Origin of the sequence: Alteromonas profundi (genome assembly GCF_010500865.1) — a bacterium.
GTDB lineage: Bacteria > Pseudomonadota > Gammaproteobacteria > Enterobacterales > Alteromonadaceae > Alteromonas > Alteromonas profundi.
Map to the genome: position 1 here is coordinate 31,666 of NZ_JAAAWN010000029.1, position 22,038 is coordinate 53,703.

Sequence of the window (22,038 nt, forward strand, 5' to 3'; positions counted from 1 at the left end):
TTATTGCCTATATGTTTTATGTAAATAGCAGGTAAATTTAACGTTTTTAGTTCGTTTGAAAATCTGCGTTGGTTATATTGTTTCAATTCGCTGCGGCGGCTATTCATCTACGTCAGTTAGTATTACAATCAGCAATTTTAATGGACTAAGATCTTGAAATTTTCCTCTTTTTTTAAAGTTATCGTGGTAGTAGCACTTATCGCTTTACCCACTTACGCTGTCTATTCTCTTTATTTCACCCAGCCCACAAAAGCACAGTTCCTGTTTCAGCCCGCGGTAATACAAGATATTGAGCTAAGTCTTGTTTCCACAGGGCAACTAGAGCCTAAACGTTATGTGCAAGTGGGGGCGCAGGTATCTGGTCAGGTAGATCGTATTCACGTAGAAGAGGGGGATATTGTTAAAGAAGGGGATTTACTTGTAGAAATTGACGCGCGTGTATTTGAAACTCAAGTGCAGAACTCTCAAGCCGCATTAGATAGCAAAAAAGCCCAGCTCGCCCAGCTGCGAGCCGAACGAGAGCTTGCTGAAGTGCGCGCTAAGCGTAATCAAAACTTATATAAACAAAATGCCGTCAGTCAAGATGTGGTAGTCAGTAGCAATACCAACCTTAAAGTTCTCGACACCAAAATAACCGCTAGTATTGCACAAATAAAAGCCGATGAAGCATCGCTTGAAGGCGATATCACAACACTGGGATTTGCAAAAATATTCGCCCCAATTTCAGGTACAGTGGCAACGCTAGAAGTGCGAGAAGGGCAAACGTTAAATGCCAATCAAAATGCCCCTGAGCTGCTGCAAATTTCCGATTTATCGGTAATGACACTGCGGGCTGAAGTTTCTGAAGCTGATGTGCAAAAAATAAAACGTGGCATGCCAGTTTACTTTTCTACGCTTGGCGATAACAAAACATTCTACCACTCTAAGGTACGTCAAGTACTTCCCACCCCCACCGTGCTCAACGACGTTGTGCTATATCAGGTGTTAATTGATGTGGACAATCCTAACCAAGTACTAATGGACGCTATGACAACGCAGGTGTTCTTCGTACAAGCTAAAGAAAGAAACGCGTTATCAGTGCCCTTAGCTGCCGTAAAAGGACGCAATAGAAACAAGTTTGTGATGGTGAAACAAGGTGATGAAGTCGTTCGCACGCCTGTTAAAGTTGGTATTAAAAACCGAACTCATATTCAGATATTAGACGGTTTGTCTGAAGGCGATGAGGTTGTTGTGGGACGCGTTGATGGGAATGGTTTGCCAGGCGCGAGTATGCGACGGTCGCCTGGCTCTCAGCCGTCCAATGGCGGGCCCCGCCGTAGAGGTGGTTTCTAACTATGTCGCTCATCCACCTTGAAAATGTATCGCGTCATTACGGGGCTCAGAGTAAGGCTGGCGATTTTGAAGTAACTGCGCTAGATAAGGTTTCTTTGTCTATTGAAAAAGGTGAGTTTGTTGCGATTATGGGGCAGTCCGGCTCGGGTAAATCTACGCTAATGAATATATTAGGGTGTTTAGATACCCCGTCGAAAGGGGTTTATCGTATTCACGGTCAATCTGTTGCAACGTTAAACCCAGATCAGCTCTCGGCACTTCGTCTTAAAACCTTCGGCTTTGTGTTTCAGCGATATCAACTATTGTCATCATTGAATGCCACTGAAAATGTTGCATTACCGGCCATTTATAGTGGTACTTCTACTGATGAGCGCACCCAAAAAGCCCAGTCTTTATTGGATAAACTTGGACTTTCTTCACGAAAAGGTCACAAGCCTAATGAGCTATCGGGCGGACAGCAACAGCGCGTGTCAGTGGCTCGTGCTTTAATCAATGGCGCAGAAGTTATATTAGCCGATGAGCCTACCGGCGCACTAGACTCTACCAGTGGAGAACAGTTGCTTGCCTTGCTTCGAGAGTTACACGCAGAGGGCGTGACAATCATTCTTATAACCCACGATAACGCCGTTGCAGAGCACGCAGACAGGCAAATACACCTTCTAGATGGAAAGATTGTCGCCGACAGTAAAAAGACGCAAACTGATCACTGTCCCTCTTCTGGCGTTAAAAAGTCACTAACTGATGAGGGGAATACGCGTGCCAATGTAGCGATAAAACCCTATCCGAGTATATCCCTGTTATCCGCACTTTTTATGGCGTTTAGCGCACTTAAAATGAATTGGTTTAGAACCTTGCTGACATTGCTGGGGATTATTATTGGGGTGGCCGCGGTAGTTACGATGATGGCCATAGGCGAAGGGGGAAAGCAGCAAGTACTTGAGCGTATAGAAACGATAGGTACAAACCTTATATCGGTTCGCCCGGGGGGCAAAAATATGCGGGCCTCCGGCGATATAGCCTCATTAACCTTAGACGATGCAAATGCGCTAAAAGGCATTGCAGGCGTTGCGTATGTAGCGCCAGAAAGAAGTGCAAGAGCTACCATTCGCTACAGTGAAAATGATTTCTCGGGACGTATCACTGGCACTACGCCAGACTATTTTCATGTAAAAGATTGGGAAATGGCGCAAGGCGTTTTTTTCACCGAAGAAGATGTTGCAGCTTACGCCCCTGTGGTTGTAATAGGCAATACGGTAGCCGAAACGTTATTTGCAGATAAGTACCGAGCCGTAGGCGAATACATACTTATGAAAAACGCCTTTTACCAAGTGATTGGCGTGTTGAACTCAAAAGGTGCAAGCGCTGGCGGCAACGACATGGATGATGAAGTTCTTATTCCTGTAACAACCGGCCGGTTAAAGGTATTTGGTCGTGACTATCTAAGCAGTATTACCATTAAAGCGCAAAGCACTGAGGTAGCAACCGAAGTAAGGGACGCAGTTCTTGCTTTGTTAACTGCGCGCCACGGTCAAGAAGATGTAATGGTTCGTACCACAGAGTCACTCGTTGAAGCGGTAACTGAAACACAAGACACCCTCACTTGGTTACTGGCTTCAGTCGCAGCCATCTCGTTATTTGTCGGCGGGATAGGAGTAATGAATATCATGTTGGTAAACGTTTCTGAACGAAAACGGGAAATCGGCCTTCGTATCGCTACAGGCGCTAAGCCACGTGATATTTTACGTCAATTTAATATTGAAGCCTGGGTGGTATGCGTCTTAGGTGGCCTATTTGGTATTTTACTGGGCTATATTGTTGTACTTATCGTTTCTTCGCTAAACATTCCTGTCGCCTATACGCTTATGCCACCTGTATTAGCGTTTGTCACATCGTTAGCGGTTGGGCTTGTGTTTGGTTATGCGCCTGCGCAAAAGGCCTCTAGGTTAAACCCTATCGACGCACTGGCAGAGGAGTAGACCATGCGCTTAGTTAAATTAATCTGTTGTGGAATTGTTTTTACGGCCTCTTTGACAGGGTGTGCCTATTCCCCCTCTACTGACTTACCTGTGCCCAATGCCCACGCTTTTAATGACAATAACCCTAACGTAATTACCGAGGCTATTTCCACGACATGGTGGAAAGTGTTCGAAGTGCACGAGCTTGAACCCTTGATGGCAAAGCTTGAAAACCAAAACTTAAATTTATCGCAGGCGCAAAAACGCGTTCAGCGGGCTCAGTATCTATTGGCACAAGCGAATGCTGGCGATCTCCCGACAATGACAGCTCGGTTATCGGGCCGCAGTGCTAGAGACGTAGAGGGAGGGCATTCAAGCCATTCATCTACCGGTAGCATTGGGGCAACGTATGATGCCGATATTTGGGGAACGCGAGAGGCGCAACAGCGAAGTAGGCAGCTAGGGGTAGATGCTGCTCAATATCAATATGTGGATACCTTACTTGATATACAAGCGCTTTTTATCAATACCCTGATTGAGCAGGTATCCTTAAAAGCGCAGTTAGATATCGCAATACAAAATGTCGAAATAAGCAAAGAACTCCTTAAGTTGGTTCAGATCCGTTTTGAAGAAGGCGATACATCGGGTATTGAAGTATCCCAACAAAGGAATACGCTCATTAACGCAGAAACTGAAGTACTAAGATTAACCAACAGCCTCACCCTCAATGAAAGAGCGCTTGCAGTATTGCTGGGTAACGAAAGTATGCAGCGTCCTTCACACAGTTTATCGCTGGCAGATTTTACCATACCCAGTTTAGTGCCAGCGCTTAGTGCAGATGTATTGCGAAGGCGCCCAGATATTCAGCTTGCTATTGCACAGTTTAAACAAGCTGATTTGACCTTTTATGAAGCGAGTGTTGCAGGCCTGCCCGGCTTAAACCTGAGCGCAGATATAGGGGTGAACGACTTATTCGATTTAGCGAAGGGATGGACAGTGGGCGCTGCAATTAGCGCGGCCGCTACCTTATTTGATGGCGGGCGTTTAGAAGCCGCCGAAAAAGCAGCGCAAACCGATGTTGATCTAGCAATAATGCAGTATCAACAGGGAGTATTAAATGCCATTGAGGCATTGCTAAATAGCCAAACTACCCTAGCGTATCAAAAGCAAAATTACCGCTATGCTTTAGCCTCTCTTGAAAATAATGAACAGCTATATCGCCTTGCCAACATTCGCTATAAAGCGGGAGATACGGACTTTCTTAATTTGCTTAATGCTCAACGCAGCTTTTTTTCCGCGAGACAGTCTGTGATCAATAGTCATCAAGCGGTGCTATCTTCCATCATCGCCACGTACCGAGAATCGGCGGGCGCAAACATAACTAAGTCGTAGTTTGAAGGTAACAGACTTCAAATTACTCATAAGAGGCTTCAAGAGCATTTACATGCAATTGAATAGCGCGTAGCGCGCGGTCTTTCCAATTATTCCACTCAATACGTTTGCTAATTTCGTGTTGATTAAGCGAAATGTAACCGTGGTTTAACGCCCATATTTGCATGGCCAAATCTTGTTTTTGCTCGATTAAAAGGTCTTTTTTGATTAGCGCTGCGGTAAGCTTTGTTAAGGTTATAAAGGCTTTTTTTCCTGCTTCTATTGCTTCGTCTGATGGGGTGTAGTCTTTTAAATTAGACGCAAAGATCAGGTGGTAGTGCGCGGCATTAGATTCGGAAAATGCCAGAATACGTTCACATGCGTTAATCACCCTTTCGGATGCTGTCCCCCCTTGAGCGGCTTTCATCGCTTGTTCTACTAATTCAAACCCTTCGATATAAAGGGCATCTAAGATCCCCTGTTTACCTTTAAAGTGACTGTATATACCAATGGTAGACATACCCGCGCCATCGGCAATAGCCCGCACGCTTAGCGCATTTGTACCGCCTTTTAAAAACAGCGCTGAAGCCGCAGATAATATTTTCTGTCGCGTATCTTTTTTCATTAACACATCATTTACATGTTGCATAATATAACACCGTTATGTAAGGTTGATTATAACGCTGTTATATTAATTGAATGTTTCATTTCCTGCCTGCCCGCAGGGTAAATTTAAGGACACTATATATGAAAACTGAGCATTTAACTTGCGATTATTTAGTTGTGGGATCAGGCGCGGTAGGAATGGCCTTTGCCGATGTATTACTTCACGAAACTGACGCCACTATTGTTATAGTCGATAAATATGCTAAACCCGGCGGGCACTGGAATTTAGCCTATCCATTTGTCACCTTGCACCAGCCTTCCGCGTTCTATGGTGTCTGTTCACGAGAATTAAATCGCGGTGTTATCGATAAATGTGGCTTGAATGAAGGGTTAATGGGCTTAGCATCGGGGCAAGAAGTGAGTGCTTATTTTGATGCCGTTATGAACGAAACCTTTTTACCGAGTGGGCGAGTGCAGTACTTTCCCTTGTGCGAATACAAAGGTAGCAAACAATTTTCATCACTTGTTAACGGAAAAAATTATGAGGTTAGGATTAAGAAAAAAATTGTAGATGCTACCTATTTGAATACCAGTATCCCATTGACACATACTCCTAGCTTTACGCGCGATGATGATGTTGCTTTTACCCCGGTTAATACGGTTACTCAACATATAGCCCATTACGACAATTACGTAGTCATTGGGGGCGGAAAAACAGGTATCGACACCTGCTTATGGCTACTGGAAAATCGCGTGGCGCCGGCTAATATTCATTGGGTAATCTCCCGGGACGCGTGGCTGTTAAACCGTAAAAATACCCAGCCCTTAGATGATTTTTTCTTTAATACCATAGGGGCGCAGGCCAACCAAATGGAGGCCATCGCCGGTTCCCAATCTATTGAAGATATGTTTGATAAGTTAGCCGCAAGCGGTGTGCTGTTACGTATAGATGAATCGGTCCGCCCTAGCATGTTTCATGGTGCAACAGTCAGCGAACGAGAGTTAGAAGCGCTACGTACCTTATCTTCTGTAATAAGACAGGGGCGGGTAAAGCATATTTCCAAAGAAGCGTTAGAGTTTGACGGCGCCTGTTGGAACATGCCAGATAATGCCCTAGTTATAGATTGTTCTGCATCGGCGCTCACTAACCTCACCATTAAGCCTGTATTTAACGGCGAAACTATCACCCCGCAGACAGTACGCGCTTATCAGCCAGTGTTTAGCGCCGCACTTATAGCGCATGTAGAAGCGGCGTATACCGACGAGAAGCAAAAGCAATATTTAACCCAAGTGGTGCCATTACCTAACCGTGATATTGATTGGTTACCGATGACAGCCGCCATGCTAAGAAACATGAAGGTGTGGAGCGAAGATGAGGAATTAAGACGCTGGATACATGACTGCCGCCTTGATGGTTTTTCTCGTATTGTTCATAACGTGGCGAAAGATGACATTGAAAAGTTACAAGTGCTAGGCCGCTTAAAGGGCGCGGCAGCACCGGCGATGCAAAAACTTATGGGTTATATGCATGAGCTTAAAGCGACAGGCCAATTATAATTGAATAGGTAAATACGGATGCAACAGTTTCAGGTAGATAAAACGAATATAGAAGAATACCGAGTGGCGATCTCAGATAAAAACGTGACACCCGAAGGCCATATCGTGTTCGAAGTAGAGCGATTTGCTTTTACGGCGAATAATCTAACTTACTACATGGTGGGCGAAAAGCTTGGGTACTGGGAGTTTTTCCCTGCGATAGGCGCGTCAAAAGAGAGTAATTGGGGCGTGATACCCGTATGGGGGGTAGGGCGTGTAGTTCGTTCTAACAGCGATGACGTACCTATAGGAAGCCGATATTTTGGGTATTTTCCCCCCGCTAGTCATCTTGTGATGAGTGATATATCGCTAAGTAACACTAACCTAATTGACACTAGTAGCCACCGGCAATCTCTCCCTCAAGGGTATAATATTTACCGGCCGTTGCCTACGCTTTCAAATGACGTAAACGCGAGTGAGCAAGCAAAGCAGAAAACGCAAGAAAGTATGCAAATGCTGCTTTGGCCCCTCTATGCAACGTCGTTTTGTTTAGCAGAAGTCGTTGAGGGTATAGATACTATAAAACGGCAACAGGTACTAATACTTAGTGCATCTAGCAAGACAAGTTTAGGTTTGGCTTATGCACTTAAAGAAAGTGATAACCCAGCCATTGGCATAACTTCGCCAAATAGAATTGATACTCTGGAATCTTTGAACATTTATAGTGAGGTTTTAGGCTATGATCGGCTAGACGAAATAGCGCTAAAGCCAACCATAATTATCGACATGTCGGGTAACGCGACAGTAAAGCAAAACCTTAAAAGTATTTTGGGCGATCATCTCACTCGCTATATCAATGTGGGCTTAACCCACTGGCAAGATGCCATCGCAAGTGATGGCGAAGATGAGTTTTTCTTTGCCCCGGCTCATATTCAGCAAAGAATGCGTGACATAGGTGCGGGGGCATACCAAAAACTTAGTGCCGAATTTATATTCAACGCAATGGCGTGGAGTAGCACATGGCTTAAGGTACAGGAGCAAAAAGGTTTAGCTGCTTTAAGTAATGATTTTCCCGTACATTGCCAAGGCGGTATCCCAGCAGATACCGGGATGATTTATACCCTAGTAAATTGTCAGTAAAAGCTCTAACTATAGCGAATAAAGTAATCAGTTACTTTTGGCCACAGATGTTGACACTTTCGAGAGAAGAACCGCATGTGGCCAATTTCTCTTACATCATGGTCCCGCGGCTCTAACTCTTCTACTTCAGCTTTTATGTTGGGGAAAACACTTATCATGTCGTGTACATTGTGAAGGTTAGCAATATCGTCGTCGCTAGCCAGTAACCATTTAGAGGGTAATTGTATATTGTTGTAATAGTGCTGCTGAATATCACTGCCAAAACCTGTTTTCACGTAGCCTTTGCCGTTACACCACTTTTGCCATTGGCGCGCGACTTTTTTAGGCAAAGGTTCACCCATACCTACCCATTGCGACTTAGTATGACCAAAAATAAGGTTGCTAAGGGGAATATAAAAATTCATAAAAAAGTGTGCTTTTAATAAATAGCGCTTACGCATGTTCCGTAAACTTCCCGAAGAGCTTCCAAAGTTACAAAACGCGGTTAGGTCATGTACGTTATACATAAGGCCGAGTAACTGGCCGCCGGCACTATGACCCATTAAAAAATAAGGAACATTAGGAAACTGTGACTTAAGTGTTTCAAGCACAGCAGGCATATCTTGACTACCCCACGAAACGAGCGATGCCTCACAGGTTTTTACGTTTTTACTGCAAGACTCACCTATACCTCGGTTGTCAAAGGTAATAACTGCAAAGCCTTGATGGGTTAAATAAGTAGCGAACGCACTGTAAAATTGACGCTTTATGCCGGTGGCAGGCCCAACCATGATCGCCCCTTTAACAGGTGTCGAGGGAGTATATAGACTGGCGGCTAGTGGGAAATCATCCTTACAAACAATACAAATATCTTTAACCGCAATATTGCTCGGCATAAGTAAAAACCTAAATTCTTCTGGTCTTACCAGTAAAGCGCGCCTCTCAATAAATTGCAATAAAGCCAATATTTATTTTCGTGATTATTGACTATAGCGGAATAGGAAAAGAACGTAGACGAAAGTGAGTGGCGTTAGAAAACGCCGCAGTAAAGCGGCGTTTCAACATTACTGCAATGTCAGTTTTCGGCGCGCTGCAAGCCCCGCTAAAATAAGCGGCAGTACCATGTACATTGCAGGTTCTGACACAGGTATGGTGTTATAAGTAAGGTTGTCATATCGAACGGTGTAACCCGCCTCTTCGTTTTTGGCGTTTAGGATCACCTCGCCAATGTAGGCACTATCCGTGTCAGCCACCCTGGCTAACACATTTCCATTTACCGTATATGTTACAAATCCGTCCATTAGCGACATGCTCAGTGTGTTCCATCCATCTAAGTTAAATACCGTTGCTAATAGATCAAGCCAGCCTCCGTGAACGCTATCCCATACATCAAAGCCACCATTTGCTGCGGATGTTAAGTCTGGCAGTTGAAATTCGAGTATTGGGTAATTTGAAATCGTGTCATTGCTGTCATATAAAACGCCCCAAATTCCCGCGAAACGTGCTTGATCGGTCCAAGCGCTGTCCACGTACATGTCTACCGACAGGAAGTTGGCTTCACCAATGTCCAATTTTATACCTTGGGTATGGTAAAAACCGATTTGAGTTAGACAAGACGATTGCGCGTCTATGGTTAAGACCAATTCACCTCCGGTAACTGCTACGTTATCGGGGGCGCACCTATCGGTCTGCCATGCAGAAAGATCAGGTGAGTCAAACGTATTTGTAACTAGTCCTGCAGAGGCAATGGTAGGCAGCATAAAGCAACCGGTAAGCAATAGATATTTTATTGTATTTTTCATCAGGCTATCCTTTTTATGAGGAGATATGTGGAGTTCTTCTCGCCACAGCCTTCAAAAGCACAAATTAGACCAATAAATAAAAATACTAAAAATCAACCACTTAATTCCTCTTGTTATACTTTAGTGTAAGGTTTTTTGACATTTTATTTACATTTGTTGGGCGTTCCCCGTGTCCGTCTTTTTCATTTAGCTTTACGTTGGTCTGATATTAACGCGGATATCAGAAGGTGTTAGGCCTAACGTTATCTCGTAGCTTTGAAGATGCCCTTATGTCTATTTTGACTCGTATTTTATTGAAACAAATAGTTACTTATCTGTTTTTCGCTTTGAACTACAGGACTCTATAATGCCGCTAAAATTTAGCAAATATATTGGTACTATGATTTATAAATTAAGCGCCCTAATTTCTACCTTCTTATTTTCTTCATTCGTTTCCGCGCAGACGATAGATGTACTCACAGTGGGGACTTTTCATTTCAATTTTCCTAACTTAGATGTAGTCAAAATTGAAAAAGGCGAGCAAATTGATGTAACAGAGGATAAATACCAGCAGCAATTAGATGCCATAGTTACGCAGCTATCGAATTTTAATCCTACTCACGTGGTGGTTGAACACGCCTATGCCAAGCGTGAAGGTCTACAAGAAAGTTATCAGCAATACAAAAGAGGAACATTTTCCCTACCACGCTCAGAGGTCTATCAACTTGGCTTTAGGCTTGCCAATACCAATGACCTTAACCAAATCTATGCGGTGGATGCTTGGGGAAGTAATTATGAAAATGTTGAATTAGCGATAAAAGATGAAGAAAAGACGCGATCGTTCGCAGAATTCTATAAAAATAACCCCGATACACATTTACGCTATACACCTACTAACCCCCTATATAAAAGCGAAGGAATTGCAGCAGAATTACTGGCATTAAATGATCCCCAGCGTATCCAAGATTCATTAGGAAATTACTTGATAGGACACTTTAAGTATGAATTTAAGGAAGGAGACTATTTTGGTGTAGACTTTGAAACGGGTCGTTGGTTTAACCGGAATCTTCGTATTTTTCGAAATATACAGCGTATAGGGGCAAAGCCAGGTGATAGAGTGGTGGTTATATATGGCGCGGGCCATATGAACTTGCTCAATACTTTTTTTGATGCTTCTCCCGAATATCATAGGGTTGAGCTAAGCGATTACTTGTTAGATGCGCCCGAAAGTTAGTATAAAGAGAATTATACTCTGTGTACCCCCTTTAGCGCGACGCTAGCGGGGGGAACTATTAAAAGAGCCGCTACAGGTAGGTCGTTGAAAAAAGGATCTCTCCCATAACCCGTCTCCCAGATATACCTTTGCAGACGGGAGTTGATGATGTAACCCGAACTTGGTTTACTGCATTTCGGTCTTGGTCTCTGCTTATTCCACAGTATTACCAGTTAACTTAGAGGCATTAGGCGCCACTGGCTTAGTGTCTGGATCGGAGGGGCTACCAATAAAATACAAGGCCAAGTAGCCTAAAATAGCCGACACTAATGAACCTGCAAGGATCCCCACTCGCTCATCAAACATTTGGTTAATACCGGTTTCCTGAAAAGCGAGCCCGCCAATAAATAAGCTCATGGTGAAACCTACCCCGCATAGCATTGCACAGCCATAAATATGCTTTAAATTAAGGTCTCTTGGCAGGCTCGCAAGTTTTAGTTTTACCATTAGGTAGCAAAAACCAAATACCCCTACCTGTTTACCTAATACAAGGCCTAAAAAGATACCAAAGGTCACAGGATGAAAAATACCTTCAGGACTAATATTCGAAAAGTTAATCCCCGCATTCACAAAGGCAAAAAGGGGCAAAATGGCAAAGCTAACGGTACCATTGAGGCTGTGTTCTAAATGGGTAACGGGAGAGTAGGTTTGTTGCTTAGGGTCACGCATAGGAATGAATGCGGCCAATACTACCCCCGCCAACGTAGCGTGTACGCCCGATTTGAGCATAGCCACCCACAATAAAAGCCCCACTAGAATATAGGGGGGGAGGTCTACCACATTTCTACGGTTCATTTCCCACAAAACTACCAAGCAGCCGGCTGCTACAAATAGTGCGCCAGCGGTAATATGGTTAGTGTAGAAAAGCGCGATAATAACGATGGCCCCAATGTCGTCAATAATGGCCAAGGTGACTAAAAATACCTTCAAGCTGGCAGGAACCCGACTTCCTAGCAGTGCCAGTACGCCTAGAGCAAAGGCGATATCGGTGGCCGCGGGTATCGCCCAGCCGGCCATAGCGGCAGGGTTGCCCCAGTTAATACCAACATAAATAATAGCGGGTAATATCATACCGCCCACTGCACCGGCGGCGGGTAAGACGATGTCTTTCGGGTTGGCAAGTTCGCCTTCACACACCTCTCTTTTTAACTCTAGTCCCACGTGAAAAAAGAATATTGCCATTAAGCCATCATTTATCCACAGTAATAGGGGCTTATCAATCGCCCATGTACCCGCCGATATTTGCACCGGTAGGCTAACGAATTGTTCGTATAGGGGGTTAAGGGGGGAGTTTGCTATGACAAGCGCGAGAACCGTTGCCACCATAAGTAAGATGCCCGGTGCCGCCTCTCGATTTAAAAAGTCGGATACGACCTCTTGGACTTCCACTAGTACTTCATCTAATGCATCAGGCTTATGCTGTTCTGACATGGTTTCGCACTCCTTTCACCGACCCAAGCGCCATGCAATAACCTAAAAACCTACTTTTTTAGAGGTAAAGATTTATTGGGTTTTACTGTTTATATTACTTTTCGTTAATACGTACCGCCGAGTTCCGATAGATCACTTACGGCTTATCAGTGGGATTTAGCTTTAAATTAGGCTACAATCGCGAGCTTTTCCAGCGTATCCAATTTATTACTCCCTGAGGATTTCTAGATGGCAAAAGTCGCGATAGTCATGGGTTCAACTTCAGACTGGCCTACCATGCAACAGGCCGCAAAAATGCTGAAGTCGTTTGGTGTCGAGTTCGAAGCGAAAGTAGTTTCCGCCCATAGAACCCCCAATTTACTGGTTACCTTTGCGGAGGAAGCGGCTGCGCAAGGTTACAGTGCGATTATCGCCGGCGCTGGTGGGGCTGCCCACTTACCGGGCATGATAGCGGCGCATACTCATTTGCCCGTATTTGGTTGCCCTGTTCAGTCAAAAGCGTTGAGCGGTTTAGATTCGTTATTGTCTATCGTACAAATGCCAAAAGGCGTGGCGGTAGGTACGTTAGCCATAGGTGAAGCGGGCGCAGCCAACGCAGGCTTGTTGGCTGCACAAGTAGTAGCGTTACAGGATGAAGCCGTACGTGATGCTATTATCGCCTTTAGGCAAAAACAGACCGACACTGTATTAGCGTCAAGTAACACCTTGGAGTTAGACGAATGAGTGTGGTGGTTTATGGTTCAGGCCAACTCGCACAAATGATGTATTTAGCGGGGGCGCCATTGGGCATTGACGTTCAGGCGGTAGACGTTAACACAGATACTGTTGTACACCCTGTAAGCAAAACCCCCTTAGACACTAGCTTATCGCAAGCGCTGGAAAGTGCCGATGCGCTTACCGTTGAGTTTGAGCACGTGCCTGAACGATTACTCGACGAAGCTGCGAAAACGGGCAAACTTATGCCCGATATTGCCAGTATTCTTGTGGGTGCCGATAGGGTGCGTGAGAAAAAGCTTTTACAATCAATGGGCGTGGCCAACTGTATGCACCGCATTGTTACCCAGCTAGATGACCTTGATGCATGTATTACTGAGCTAGGTAGCAGACTTATTCTAAAAGCCAGCCGCGATGGTTACGACGGTTACGGTCAGTGGCGTCTTACCGATGAAAGTGAGCTTCCTAGCCTAAAGAAAAGTTTGGCCAGCTTGAACCTTGAAGTCGTGCCTTTAGTGGTAGAAAAAATGGTCGACTTTGACCGGGAGCTATCGTTAATAGGTGTGCGCAATAAACAAGGCGAAATTCGCACTTACCCCCTTGCTGAAAACCTCCACCATCAAGGCCAATTGCATGTTTCAGTTGCCCCCGCCACAGAGGTAAATGAAGCACTTCAAACACAGGCTCACGACATTTTCGTTACGCTAGCAGAAGGCATGGATTACGTGGGCGTGCTCGCGGTAGAGTTATTTCAGTGCGGTGATAAGTTATTGGTCAATGAACTTGCGCCACGGGTCCACAATTCCGGGCACTGGACACAATCGGGCTCGGTGACCAGTCAATTTGAAAACCATTTACGCGCGGTATGCGGCTTACCCTTAGGTGACACAAGTGCTATTGGGCCAAGCGCAATGGTAAACATTATTGGGTGTGGTAGCTTTTCACGAGAGCTACTAAGCATTGATGGCAGCCACCTTCATTGGTATGGCAAATCGGTGCGCGAAAAACGTAAAATGGGGCACATCAACGTTACGGCTCCAAGCTACAATGCATTGGGCGAAAAGCTTACCGCTTTAAGCCAGTTTCTTCCGTTAGAATACTTTCCGAAACTAACCGAAGAAGCCAACCGATTAAAAGGTTGACAAACACCCCCTTCGCTATAGAATACGCGTCCGCTGTTAACGCAGCGGACTCCTAGTGTGCCGACTTAGCTCAGTTGGTAGAGCAACTGACTTGTAATCAGTAGGTCGCCAGTTCGATTCCGGCAGTCGGCACCATTTTCCTTTTTTATTGCTGTTTCCTCCCGTACACTAACTTCCATCTATTATTGGGAGTTTCCACATGCCTAAATTTCAATTTCTATCACAATGGCTAGCTGCAACATTGATTGGGTTTACTTTATTAGGGTGTACCCCGCAATCAACCCCCGACATTACTGTCAGCGATGGCTATGTACGAGCCACTTTTCCTATGGCCAAAACAGCCGCAGTGTACTTTACTATACACAATGCCAGCGGCGTGGATGTTAGGTTAGCTCGTGTAAGCGTGGATAGCGCCGTGGCCAGTGATGCGCAAATGCATACGAGTGAAATGCAAAATGACATGATGCAAATGCGCCAAATAAAAGAGGGTATTACAATTAATGCACATGATATCGTTGAATTTATGCCTGGCGGCTACCATGTCATGTTAATAGGCTTGGCTAATGGCTTAGAGGCAGGTGAAGACGTTGAGCTTACCCTCCACCTTGAACAGCATGAGCCCATAGTGCTTATACTGCCAGTGAAATCTTCAAAGGGCGAGGGCAACCATCATCACTAGTTATGTATGCTAAAGGCAGTAATCGATTAATCCTATGAGGTTAATTGTGAGAAAGAATAAACTAACCTCGCCGTAGTAGAGTATTATTAATAAAGTTAATTTGTTTTCTTTTTACCTGATGAATATGCAGTTGAACAGAATGTGAGACAAAGGAGTGATAAATGAAAAATATTGATATTGGTATTTCAGAACACGATCGTGGTGCGGTGGCAGAAGGCCTTAAAAAAATACTGGCTGACTCTTATACGCTTTACCTTCAAACCCACAATTTTCACTGGAATGTGGAAGGACCTCAGTTTCGCGAATTACACCTGATGTTCGAAGAGCACTATACGGAACTTGCCGAAGCGGTAGATGAGATTGCTGAACGTATTCGTACGTTAGGCGTTGCTGCCCCGGGTACTTATAAGGCATTTGCTGAACTTAGTGCTATCGATGAGGTGGAAGGGGTACCAGAAGCGCACGAAATGGTGGCATTACTAACCCACGGGCATGAGCAAGTGGTGAAAACGTGCCGTGACTCGCTAAAACTAGCACAAGATGCAGATGATGAATCATCCGCTGCACTTATTGGCGATCGCATGCGTGTGCATGAAAAAACAGCGTGGATGCTGCGAGCAATGCTTCCTCGCTAACTGCTACGCTAAGGCGTGCATCTTTACAGGCAGCCCAGATCACGTCAAGCGAGTGACATTTAACTGATATGGGAAAGACGCGAGATGACACGTACAGCAACTAAACTACTTACATTATGTAGTCTAACGCTGGCTGGGCTCTACCAGCCAGTGTTATCGCAAGAAAATGATAGTCTATTTACCACAACCACACTCGCAGAAGGCTTGGCCCATCCTTGGGGCATGGCATTTATGCCCAATGGCGATATGCTCGTCACCGAACGCCCCGGCGGCATACGTATTCTCTCTGCGGATGGAGTTTTATCTGACCGTTTAGCCAACGTTCCAGAGGTTGTCGCTAATAACCAAGGCGGTATGCTAGATATCGCAGTAGACCCAGATTTTGCTTCAAATAACACCCTGTATTTTTGCTTCAGTCAACCCGGTGACGGAGGGAGCAGTAGTAGCGTAGCTAAAGCAACACTTACCGATAACGCACTAGCGGATGTAGAGGTTATTTTTACTGCCTCGCCGCTAATAGACAACGGTTTCCATTTTGGCTGTCGTCTAGCCTTTGATCAAAATGAAGCCCTGTTTGTAACCTTGGGCGACCGCTACAAATATATGAAAGAAGCGCAAAACCCTGGAAACCACTTCGGCACCATAGTGCGCATTAATAAAGATGGCAGTGTTCCTGAAGATAACCCCTTTACTGACGGTACCGCACCTGAAGTATATAGTTATGGGCACCGTAACGTTCAGGGCATTACTATGCATCCTGAAACTGGTGCCATGTGGGCAATGGAACACGGGCCAAAAGGGGGAGATGAAGTCAATATTCTTAAAAAAGGGGCAAACTATGGTTGGCCTACTATTACTTATGGTATTGATTACAGTGGTGAGGTTATTAGTGACAAAACCCATATGAAAGACATGGAACAACCTTGGCTTTACTGGGATCCTTCAATAGCGCCAAGTGGCATGACATTCTACTACGGCGACATGTTTCCCCAATGGCAAGGCGACCTGTTAGTCGGCTCACTAAAGTTTACTCATTTAAGACGAATTGAAGTGGCAGACGACGCGCCAGGTAATCAGCATGAATATCTGCGCGACAGTAGCGCACGCATACGCGATGTGGAAGTAGGGCCTAAGGGAGCTATTTATGTGCTTACCGATGCGCCCGAAGGGAAAGTATTAAAGCTTACCCCAGCCCAGTAACAAAGGGCATAAAAAACGCATAACAGCGAGGCTGTTTAATGTTATGTACTGCGCTTTTTAAGGTAAATAAGCGCAGTACATAAAGAGGAAGCCTTGGCATATGCACTTTTTCTACCTTAATGTTCGCTATAAAACTTCTCTTGTACGACGTAAATAAACTCACGCTTTTTTTGCTGTCAGCGCTATCTTGCCTGTAAGTATGTCTTTAAACATTACCCAATCACCAAGTAAGCTATACAAGGGATGGCGGAAAGTCGCTGGTCGGTTTTTTTCAAAAAAGAAGTGGCCTATCCAGGCAAAGCCATAACCTACGACAGGAATAAACCATAGTAATGCCCAGCTTCCTGTTACTATGCTAGCGAGGATAACTGCAAGTACTAGCCATGAGCCCACAAAGTGAAGCTGGCGGCAACGTAGGTTCGCGTGTTCGCTTAGGTAGTAGGGGTAAAATTCGGCAAACGAATCAAAATGAGTTTGTGTTTGTGCGTCTATATTCATGCTCTTCTCCATCGTTGAGTATTTTAATTTAACATTAATTTCACAAGTATGCTTTAGAACCGAGCAGGTATCTAACAAAGAGGTTGTTTTTTCTAAATAGCTACCCCATATTCTTGTTCTAAAAATTTAACCGTAAAGGGCTAAACGTTATGGATAATCTCGTTGCAAATCATTCGGCAACTATCGTTGATATTACTGTAGAGAACTTTCAACAAATTATCGTACAAGCATCGCAGGAGAAGATTGTCCTTATCGGATTCTGGGCGCAATGGTGCGATCAGTGCAAAGATCTTATGCCAATTTTGGAAAAATTGGCTGCGGAACACGCCCAACACCTAATACTGGCTAAAGTTGATTGTGAAGCGCAGCAAGAAGTTGCGGCCCAGTTTGGTATTCGTAGTCTACCGACTGTCATGGTTGTGCAAAATGGACAGCCTGTTGATGGCTTTGCCGGAGTGCAGCCAGAAGCGCAAATTCGTGAGATATTAGCTAAGTATTTACCTAATCCTGAGTCAGAGCATTTAGCGGCGGCGGGCAAGGCCATTCAACAAGGCGACTACGCAGCAGCGCTACCAGAAGCGAAACAGGCTTTAGCGATAAACGCTGACAATATCGACGCTAAATATATGTTGATTGATTGCTACATAGAGACAGGCTCTATGGCGCAAGCGAAAGCGTTATTGTCAGAAATAAAGCTGGTAGACCAAGATGCACGCTACCAAACACTGGCAGGGAAAATTGAATTGGCAGAACAAGCGGCTGACACACCAGAAATTCGTCAGTTGCAAGCGGCAATAGAAGCCAACCCTGACGACTTACAACTAAAGGTTGATTTAGCCGTACAACTGCAGCAAGCAAATAAAAGTGATGAAGCGCTGCCTTTATTATACAGCGTACTAAAACAAGAACTTAGTTTTGGCGATGCGCGTAAGATTATGCTCGATATGATTGGCGCACTCGCAGATGGTGACCCCCTTAAATCTCAATACCGCCGAAAAGTGTATGGGCTACTTTATTAAACCCGCACTCAGTGGCAAAAATAAGCAATAACGCATAAGGTAAGGGCGAATTTTTTGCGCCCTTACCCTTGTCTATACCTCGTAGTGCCTAGCCCTTATCGCCTATTTCTTTTATAGGTGAGAAGCCGTGCTGGTGCAGATAGTTTAAACCTTCAAAGTAGTGGGTAAAGTAGGCCCTTTCGTAACCCCGTAGGGCAAAACTATGATCTTTCGCGGGGTGTGTGTGCTCTAGCTGCGCACGTTTAACCATGCCACTATCTAGCACGTAAGCCGAACACCGTAACCCGTTTGAAATATTTACTTTAATCGCTTCGGTTAAGCATTGCTGGCACTCAGATGTAGATAAAACCCACCTTCGACCATCCATCAGGGCTGCCCATGGTTTATCCTTAAACCGAAGCGTAAGCTCGTGCATCTCTTCAACAAACATGTGTGCTGTTTTTAAATTCCATGCACCTGTTGCAAACACTTCTAACACGTTCCCTGAAATATCCAAGGTGTAGTTTCCATAATGAGGAAAGCGCATAGCGTAAACTTCCTTACTTACCAAACCCACGAATTTGCACACCGTTTAATTATGTATAGCAGAGAAAGGGGAAAAGTCGCGAATTTATAAGGGAAATTGTTATTTACACTCAGCGACGGGAAATATTAGGCTGTCTATTTAGCTAACTTTCGGCCTTTGCTACTGTAACAATGTAAAATCAATGCCCCTACGAGGACTGTCATGGCATACCAGCACTTATATCAAGGTTTTCTACAAGCTACTGCGCCTAAGCAGCATTATGCCTGTCACAGCCACTATTTTTGGCCTGATTGCACGCGCCAGGCTATGTGTGAGTATTGGGATGACAGCGCTAAATACGTAGATGAGAAGTGGTCGTATTTCTTTGCCACATTGGTGCCTGAGTTACAGCAGCGTATTAGTGATACGCTTAACACTGGGCATCCACAGCAAATTGTGTTTGCCTCTAACACCCACGAATTACTGTACCGCGTAATGAGTACGCTAAGGGAAAAAGAACCCTTTACAGTAGTAACTACCGACTCTGAGTTCCACAGCTTTCAGCGCCAAGTTAGCCGCTTACATGAAGATAAACGAGTAAATCTTGTGGTTGTGGCCAGTGAACCCTTTGCTACTTTTAATCAGCGTTTTACTCAAGCAATAAAAGAACACAGCCCAGATTTGGTGTTCTTTAGCCAAGTGTTCTTTAATTCAGGCTTTGTAGTAGATGACCTCAGCAGTATAGTTGAGAGCGTTACCAACGATGATACGCGTATTGTTATTGATGGTTATCATGGGTTTATGGCTAAGTCTACCGATTTGTCCTCTATCGCCCATCGTGTGTTCTATTTAGCTGGCGCCTATAAATACGCCCAAGGTGGAGAAGGCGCGTGCTTTATGCATGTCCCTCCTAACTGTCGGTTACGGCCAGCCTATACAGGGTGGTTTGCCGAATTTGGTGCGCTCGATAAACCTCGCGCGCAGCAGGTTCAATACAGTCAAGACGGAATGCGCTTCGCGGGTGCTACTATGGACTTTACGGCGCTTTATCGCCTAAGAGCAGTATTGCGGCTGTTTGAACAAGAGCAATTAACAGTAAGTAAAATCAATCGTTACGTTATGGCGTTGCAAGCCGATTTTCTACACAAACTCGACCAATGCGAACACCCGCTGTTAAACAGCGACGCCTTAGTGGTAGAAAAACCAAGTGTTAGAGGGCATTTTCTGGCGTTTACGCTACCTGATGTGCAACAAACCCAGCGGATCGCCAATGAATTAAAGCAGCAAGGGCTTTTAACCGACCATCGGGGTAATAAACTTAGGTTCGGGTTTGGGCTGTACCATACCTGTGAGAGTATCGACCTTTCAGCCATCGCGATGATGGCAAAAACGGATAGGACCGCGTAGATGATGGAATGGTTATGGCCAGCGTTAGCGTTAGTACTTATTATTGAGGGAGTAGGGCCGCTGTTGTTTCCCCGCCGCTGGCGGGCGTATTTATTCCACCTAAGTCAGCAACCAAGCAATTCCCTACGACGCATGGGCGGAATTTTGGTTGTAATTGGCGTTATCGCTTTTTACTATGCGAGCTGAATTAAACTTTAGTAGAGCAAGTATTGTGTAATTAAAACAGCGTATTACAAACTATATTCAACTTAAGGTTGGTTGGCCAAATGGTCAGATCTGCTTGATTGACGTATTTTTGTGCGAAAAACAGATGATCATCTGCGCATAATTTTGTAGAATCCCCGCCTAATTTTCTTACACATATGATTCATGGCAAAGAACGTTGTGGTACTCGGCACTCAATGGGGTGACGAGGGTAAAGGCAAGGTCGTAGACCTACTCACTGATCGCGCAAAATACGTGGTTCGCTATCAAGGCGGGCACAATGCGGGTCACACTCTTGTAATTGACGGCGAAAAAACCGTACTGCACTTAATTCCTTCAGGCATTCTTCGTGACAATGTTACCTGTATTATTGGTAATGGTGTTGTATTAAGCCCTGACGCATTAATGACAGAGATTACCATGCTTGAAAAGCGTGGGGTTCCCGTGCGTGAGCGTTTAAAAATTAGTGAAGCTTGTCCGCTTATTCTTCCCTATCACATTGCACTTGATGTAGCACGTGAGAAAGCGCGTGGCGATAAAGCCATTGGCACTACAGGCCGCGGAATCGGTCCGGCTTACGAAGATAAAGTGGCGCGCCGCGGCTTACGTGTAGGCGACTTATTCCATGCAGAAGATTTTGCAGCCAAGCTAAAGGAAGTATTGGATGTACATAACTTCACCCTAACTCAATATTATGGTGAAGAAGCGGTGGACTTTGACGAAACGTTGAAAGGCGCAATGGAAGTGGCTGATATTCTTAAAGCCATGGTTGTCGATGTGACCGACGAACTGGATAAAGCCGATAAAGCGGGTATCCCTATCATGTTTGAAGGTGCCCAAGGTACCTTACTAGATATCGACCACGGTACATACCCTTATGTTACATCGTCAAATACTACCGTAGGTGGCGTTGCCACAGGTGCAGGTTTTGGCCCGCTAAAATTAGATTACGTGTTAGGTATTGTAAAAGCATACACGACTCGCGTAGGTTCAGGCCCATTCCCGACAGAACTCGGTTGCGATGTTGGTCAACATCTTGGTGTTAAAGGTCACGAGTTTGGTGCTACTACAGGGCGTAAACGTCGTACCGGTTGGTTTGACGCGGTTGCGATGAAACGCGCAGTGCAGATTAACTCTATTACCGGTTTTTGCTTAACCAAGCTTGACGTACTTGATGGCTTAGATAGCTTACAGATTTGTGTGGGCTATAAAGATGCTGAAGGTAATGTTAAAGATGTGCCTCCTATGGCAGCTGATGGTTATGACAAGATAACGCCGGTTTATGAAGAAATGCCAGGTTGGAGTGACAATACCTTTGGTGTCACTTCATTTGATGCGCTACCACAGGCGGCTAAAGATTATATTCAGCGTCTTGAGCATCTAACAGGCGTACCTGTAGATATTGTTTCTACCGGCCCTGATCGCAACGAAACTATAATTATGCGTCATCCTTACGACGCATAAGTTAAACGTAATAATGAAAAGCCGGCCTCTTAAAAAGCGCCGGCTTTTTTGTTTGCCCAGCGAAGCTGGCAAACCCGTCAGGTTGGAAGAAACCTGAATCACCCTGACTGAGGGGAAGATAATCCGAATGGCAAGGGCGTTGTTGGCTAACGGCAGGGTCTGAAGGA

21 protein-coding genes and 1 tRNA gene are annotated in these 22,038 nt (G+C 44.9%); 16 read left to right on the top strand and 6 right to left on the bottom strand.

Going from position 1 to position 22,038, the window contains the following annotated elements; translation table 11 throughout:
• The first annotated feature begins 153 nt into the window (after positions 1-153).
• The 3 genes from GTH32_RS16735 to GTH32_RS16745 are packed head-to-tail and all read left to right on the top strand — an operon-like array spanning position 154 to position 4,679.
• Entirely contained in the window at positions 154-1,332 is a 1,179-nt protein-coding gene (locus GTH32_RS16735; protein WP_203565533.1) for an efflux RND transporter periplasmic adaptor subunit, read from the top strand.
• Positions 1,333-1,334: 2 nt separating this feature from the next.
• A complete protein-coding gene (locus tag GTH32_RS16740) occupies positions 1,335-3,308 on the top strand; it encodes a MacB family efflux pump subunit (RefSeq protein ID WP_163087893.1) in 1,974 nt (657 codons plus the stop codon).
• A gap of 3 nt (positions 3,309-3,311) precedes the next feature.
• On the top strand, positions 3,312-4,679 hold the full coding sequence (locus tag GTH32_RS16745) for a TolC family protein (RefSeq protein WP_163087895.1): 1,368 nt from the start codon (positions 3,312-3,314) through the stop codon (positions 4,677-4,679).
• Between the two features lie 22 nt (positions 4,680-4,701).
• Here the strand turns inward: GTH32_RS16745 and GTH32_RS16750 are convergent, their stop codons facing one another.
• Positions 4,702-5,307 carry a TetR/AcrR family transcriptional regulator gene (locus GTH32_RS16750; RefSeq protein WP_246223302.1) on the bottom strand — a complete coding sequence of 202 codons (606 nt, stop codon included), beginning with the start codon at positions 5,305-5,307 and terminating at the stop codon, positions 4,702-4,704.
• 98 nt (positions 5,308-5,405) lie between these two features.
• Here GTH32_RS16750 and GTH32_RS16755 point away from each other — a divergent pair, with 98 nt between their 5' ends.
• Both GTH32_RS16755 and GTH32_RS16760 read left to right on the top strand, forming a co-directional pair.
• Entirely contained in the window at positions 5,406-6,821 is a 1,416-nt protein-coding gene (locus GTH32_RS16755) for an NAD(P)/FAD-dependent oxidoreductase (protein WP_163087897.1), read from the top strand.
• A gap of 18 nt (positions 6,822-6,839) precedes the next feature.
• Complete coding sequence (locus tag GTH32_RS16760; RefSeq protein ID WP_163087899.1) at positions 6,840-7,940, top strand: DUF2855 family protein; 1,101 nt, start codon at positions 6,840-6,842, stop codon at positions 7,938-7,940.
• Positions 7,941-7,945: 5 nt separating this feature from the next.
• Here GTH32_RS16760 and GTH32_RS16765 read toward each other — a convergent pair whose 3' ends face one another.
• Positions 7,946-8,815: an alpha/beta hydrolase family protein gene (locus GTH32_RS16765; RefSeq protein ID WP_163087901.1), complete on the bottom strand. Its 870-nt coding sequence runs from the start codon at positions 8,813-8,815 to the stop codon at positions 7,946-7,948.
• Positions 8,816-8,983: 168 nt separating this feature from the next.
• Complete coding sequence (locus GTH32_RS16770; protein ID WP_163087903.1) at positions 8,984-9,721, bottom strand: hypothetical protein; 738 nt, start codon at positions 9,719-9,721, stop codon at positions 8,984-8,986.
• Between the two features lie 346 nt (positions 9,722-10,067).
• Between GTH32_RS16770 and GTH32_RS16775 the strand changes: the two genes are divergently transcribed.
• On the top strand, positions 10,068-10,934 hold the full coding sequence (locus GTH32_RS16775; protein WP_163087905.1) for a DUF5694 domain-containing protein: 867 nt from the start codon (positions 10,068-10,070) through the stop codon (positions 10,932-10,934).
• A gap of 192 nt (positions 10,935-11,126) precedes the next feature.
• On the opposite strand, the gene nhaA is transcribed toward GTH32_RS16775, so the two are convergent.
• Positions 11,127-12,404 (bottom strand): Na+/H+ antiporter NhaA, encoded by a 1,278-nt coding sequence (gene nhaA, locus GTH32_RS16780; protein WP_163087907.1) that lies wholly within the window; start codon positions 12,402-12,404, stop codon positions 11,127-11,129.
• A 228-nt stretch (positions 12,405-12,632) separates the two neighbouring features.
• Between nhaA and purE the strand changes: the two genes are divergently transcribed.
• The 6 genes from purE to GTH32_RS16810 all read left to right on the top strand — a co-directional run bounded on the left by purE (position 12,633) and on the right by GTH32_RS16810 (position 16,774).
• Positions 12,633-13,127, top strand: coding sequence for a 5-(carboxyamino)imidazole ribonucleotide mutase (gene purE, locus GTH32_RS16785; RefSeq protein WP_163087909.1), 495 nt, complete (start codon positions 12,633-12,635; stop codon positions 13,125-13,127).
• Complete coding sequence (locus GTH32_RS16790; RefSeq protein ID WP_163087911.1) at positions 13,124-14,260, top strand: 5-(carboxyamino)imidazole ribonucleotide synthase; 1,137 nt, start codon at positions 13,124-13,126, stop codon at positions 14,258-14,260. Before purE ends, GTH32_RS16790 begins: the two co-directional genes overlap by 4 nt.
• A 59-nt stretch (positions 14,261-14,319) precedes the next feature.
• A tRNA-Thr gene (locus tag GTH32_RS16795) sits at positions 14,320-14,395 on the top strand.
• Between the two features lie 64 nt (positions 14,396-14,459).
• A complete protein-coding gene (locus GTH32_RS16800; RefSeq protein ID WP_163087913.1) occupies positions 14,460-14,939 on the top strand; it encodes a copper chaperone PCu(A)C in 480 nt (159 codons plus the stop codon).
• A gap of 161 nt (positions 14,940-15,100) precedes the next feature.
• Positions 15,101-15,574: a Dps family protein gene (locus GTH32_RS16805; RefSeq protein ID WP_163087915.1), complete on the top strand. Its 474-nt coding sequence runs from the start codon at positions 15,101-15,103 to the stop codon at positions 15,572-15,574.
• Positions 15,575-15,658: 84 nt separating this feature from the next.
• Positions 15,659-16,774 (top strand): PQQ-dependent sugar dehydrogenase, encoded by a 1,116-nt coding sequence (locus GTH32_RS16810; protein WP_163087917.1) that lies wholly within the window; start codon positions 15,659-15,661, stop codon positions 16,772-16,774.
• Positions 16,775-16,933: 159 nt separating this feature from the next.
• On the opposite strand, the gene GTH32_RS16815 is transcribed toward GTH32_RS16810, so the two are convergent.
• On the bottom strand, positions 16,934-17,272 hold the full coding sequence (locus GTH32_RS16815) for an Mpo1-like protein (RefSeq protein WP_163087919.1): 339 nt from the start codon (positions 17,270-17,272) through the stop codon (positions 16,934-16,936).
• A gap of 149 nt (positions 17,273-17,421) precedes the next feature.
• Here GTH32_RS16815 and trxA point away from each other — a divergent pair, with 149 nt between their 5' ends.
• Complete coding sequence (trxA, locus tag GTH32_RS16820) at positions 17,422-18,291, top strand: thioredoxin (protein WP_163087921.1); 870 nt, start codon at positions 17,422-17,424, stop codon at positions 18,289-18,291.
• 88 nt (positions 18,292-18,379) lie between these two features.
• Here trxA and GTH32_RS16825 read toward each other — a convergent pair whose 3' ends face one another.
• A complete protein-coding gene (locus tag GTH32_RS16825; protein WP_163087922.1) occupies positions 18,380-18,817 on the bottom strand; it encodes a hypothetical protein in 438 nt (145 codons plus the stop codon).
• A 201-nt stretch (positions 18,818-19,018) separates the two neighbouring features.
• Here GTH32_RS16825 and GTH32_RS16830 point away from each other — a divergent pair, with 201 nt between their 5' ends.
• The 3 genes from GTH32_RS16830 to GTH32_RS16840 all read left to right on the top strand — a co-directional run bounded on the left by GTH32_RS16830 (position 19,019) and on the right by GTH32_RS16840 (position 21,871).
• The gene (locus GTH32_RS16830) at positions 19,019-20,203 is read left to right on the top strand and encodes an aminotransferase class V-fold PLP-dependent enzyme (RefSeq protein ID WP_163087924.1); all 1,185 of its coding nucleotides are present in this window, start codon (positions 19,019-19,021) and stop codon (positions 20,201-20,203) included.
• 3 nt (positions 20,204-20,206) lie between these two features.
• Positions 20,207-20,389 carry a DUF2065 domain-containing protein gene (locus tag GTH32_RS16835; RefSeq protein WP_163087934.1) on the top strand — a complete coding sequence of 61 codons (183 nt, stop codon included), beginning with the start codon at positions 20,207-20,209 and terminating at the stop codon, positions 20,387-20,389.
• Between the two features lie 183 nt (positions 20,390-20,572).
• The gene (locus GTH32_RS16840) at positions 20,573-21,871 is read left to right on the top strand and encodes an adenylosuccinate synthase (RefSeq protein ID WP_163087926.1); all 1,299 of its coding nucleotides are present in this window, start codon (positions 20,573-20,575) and stop codon (positions 21,869-21,871) included.
• Positions 21,872-22,038 lie beyond the last annotated feature (167 nt).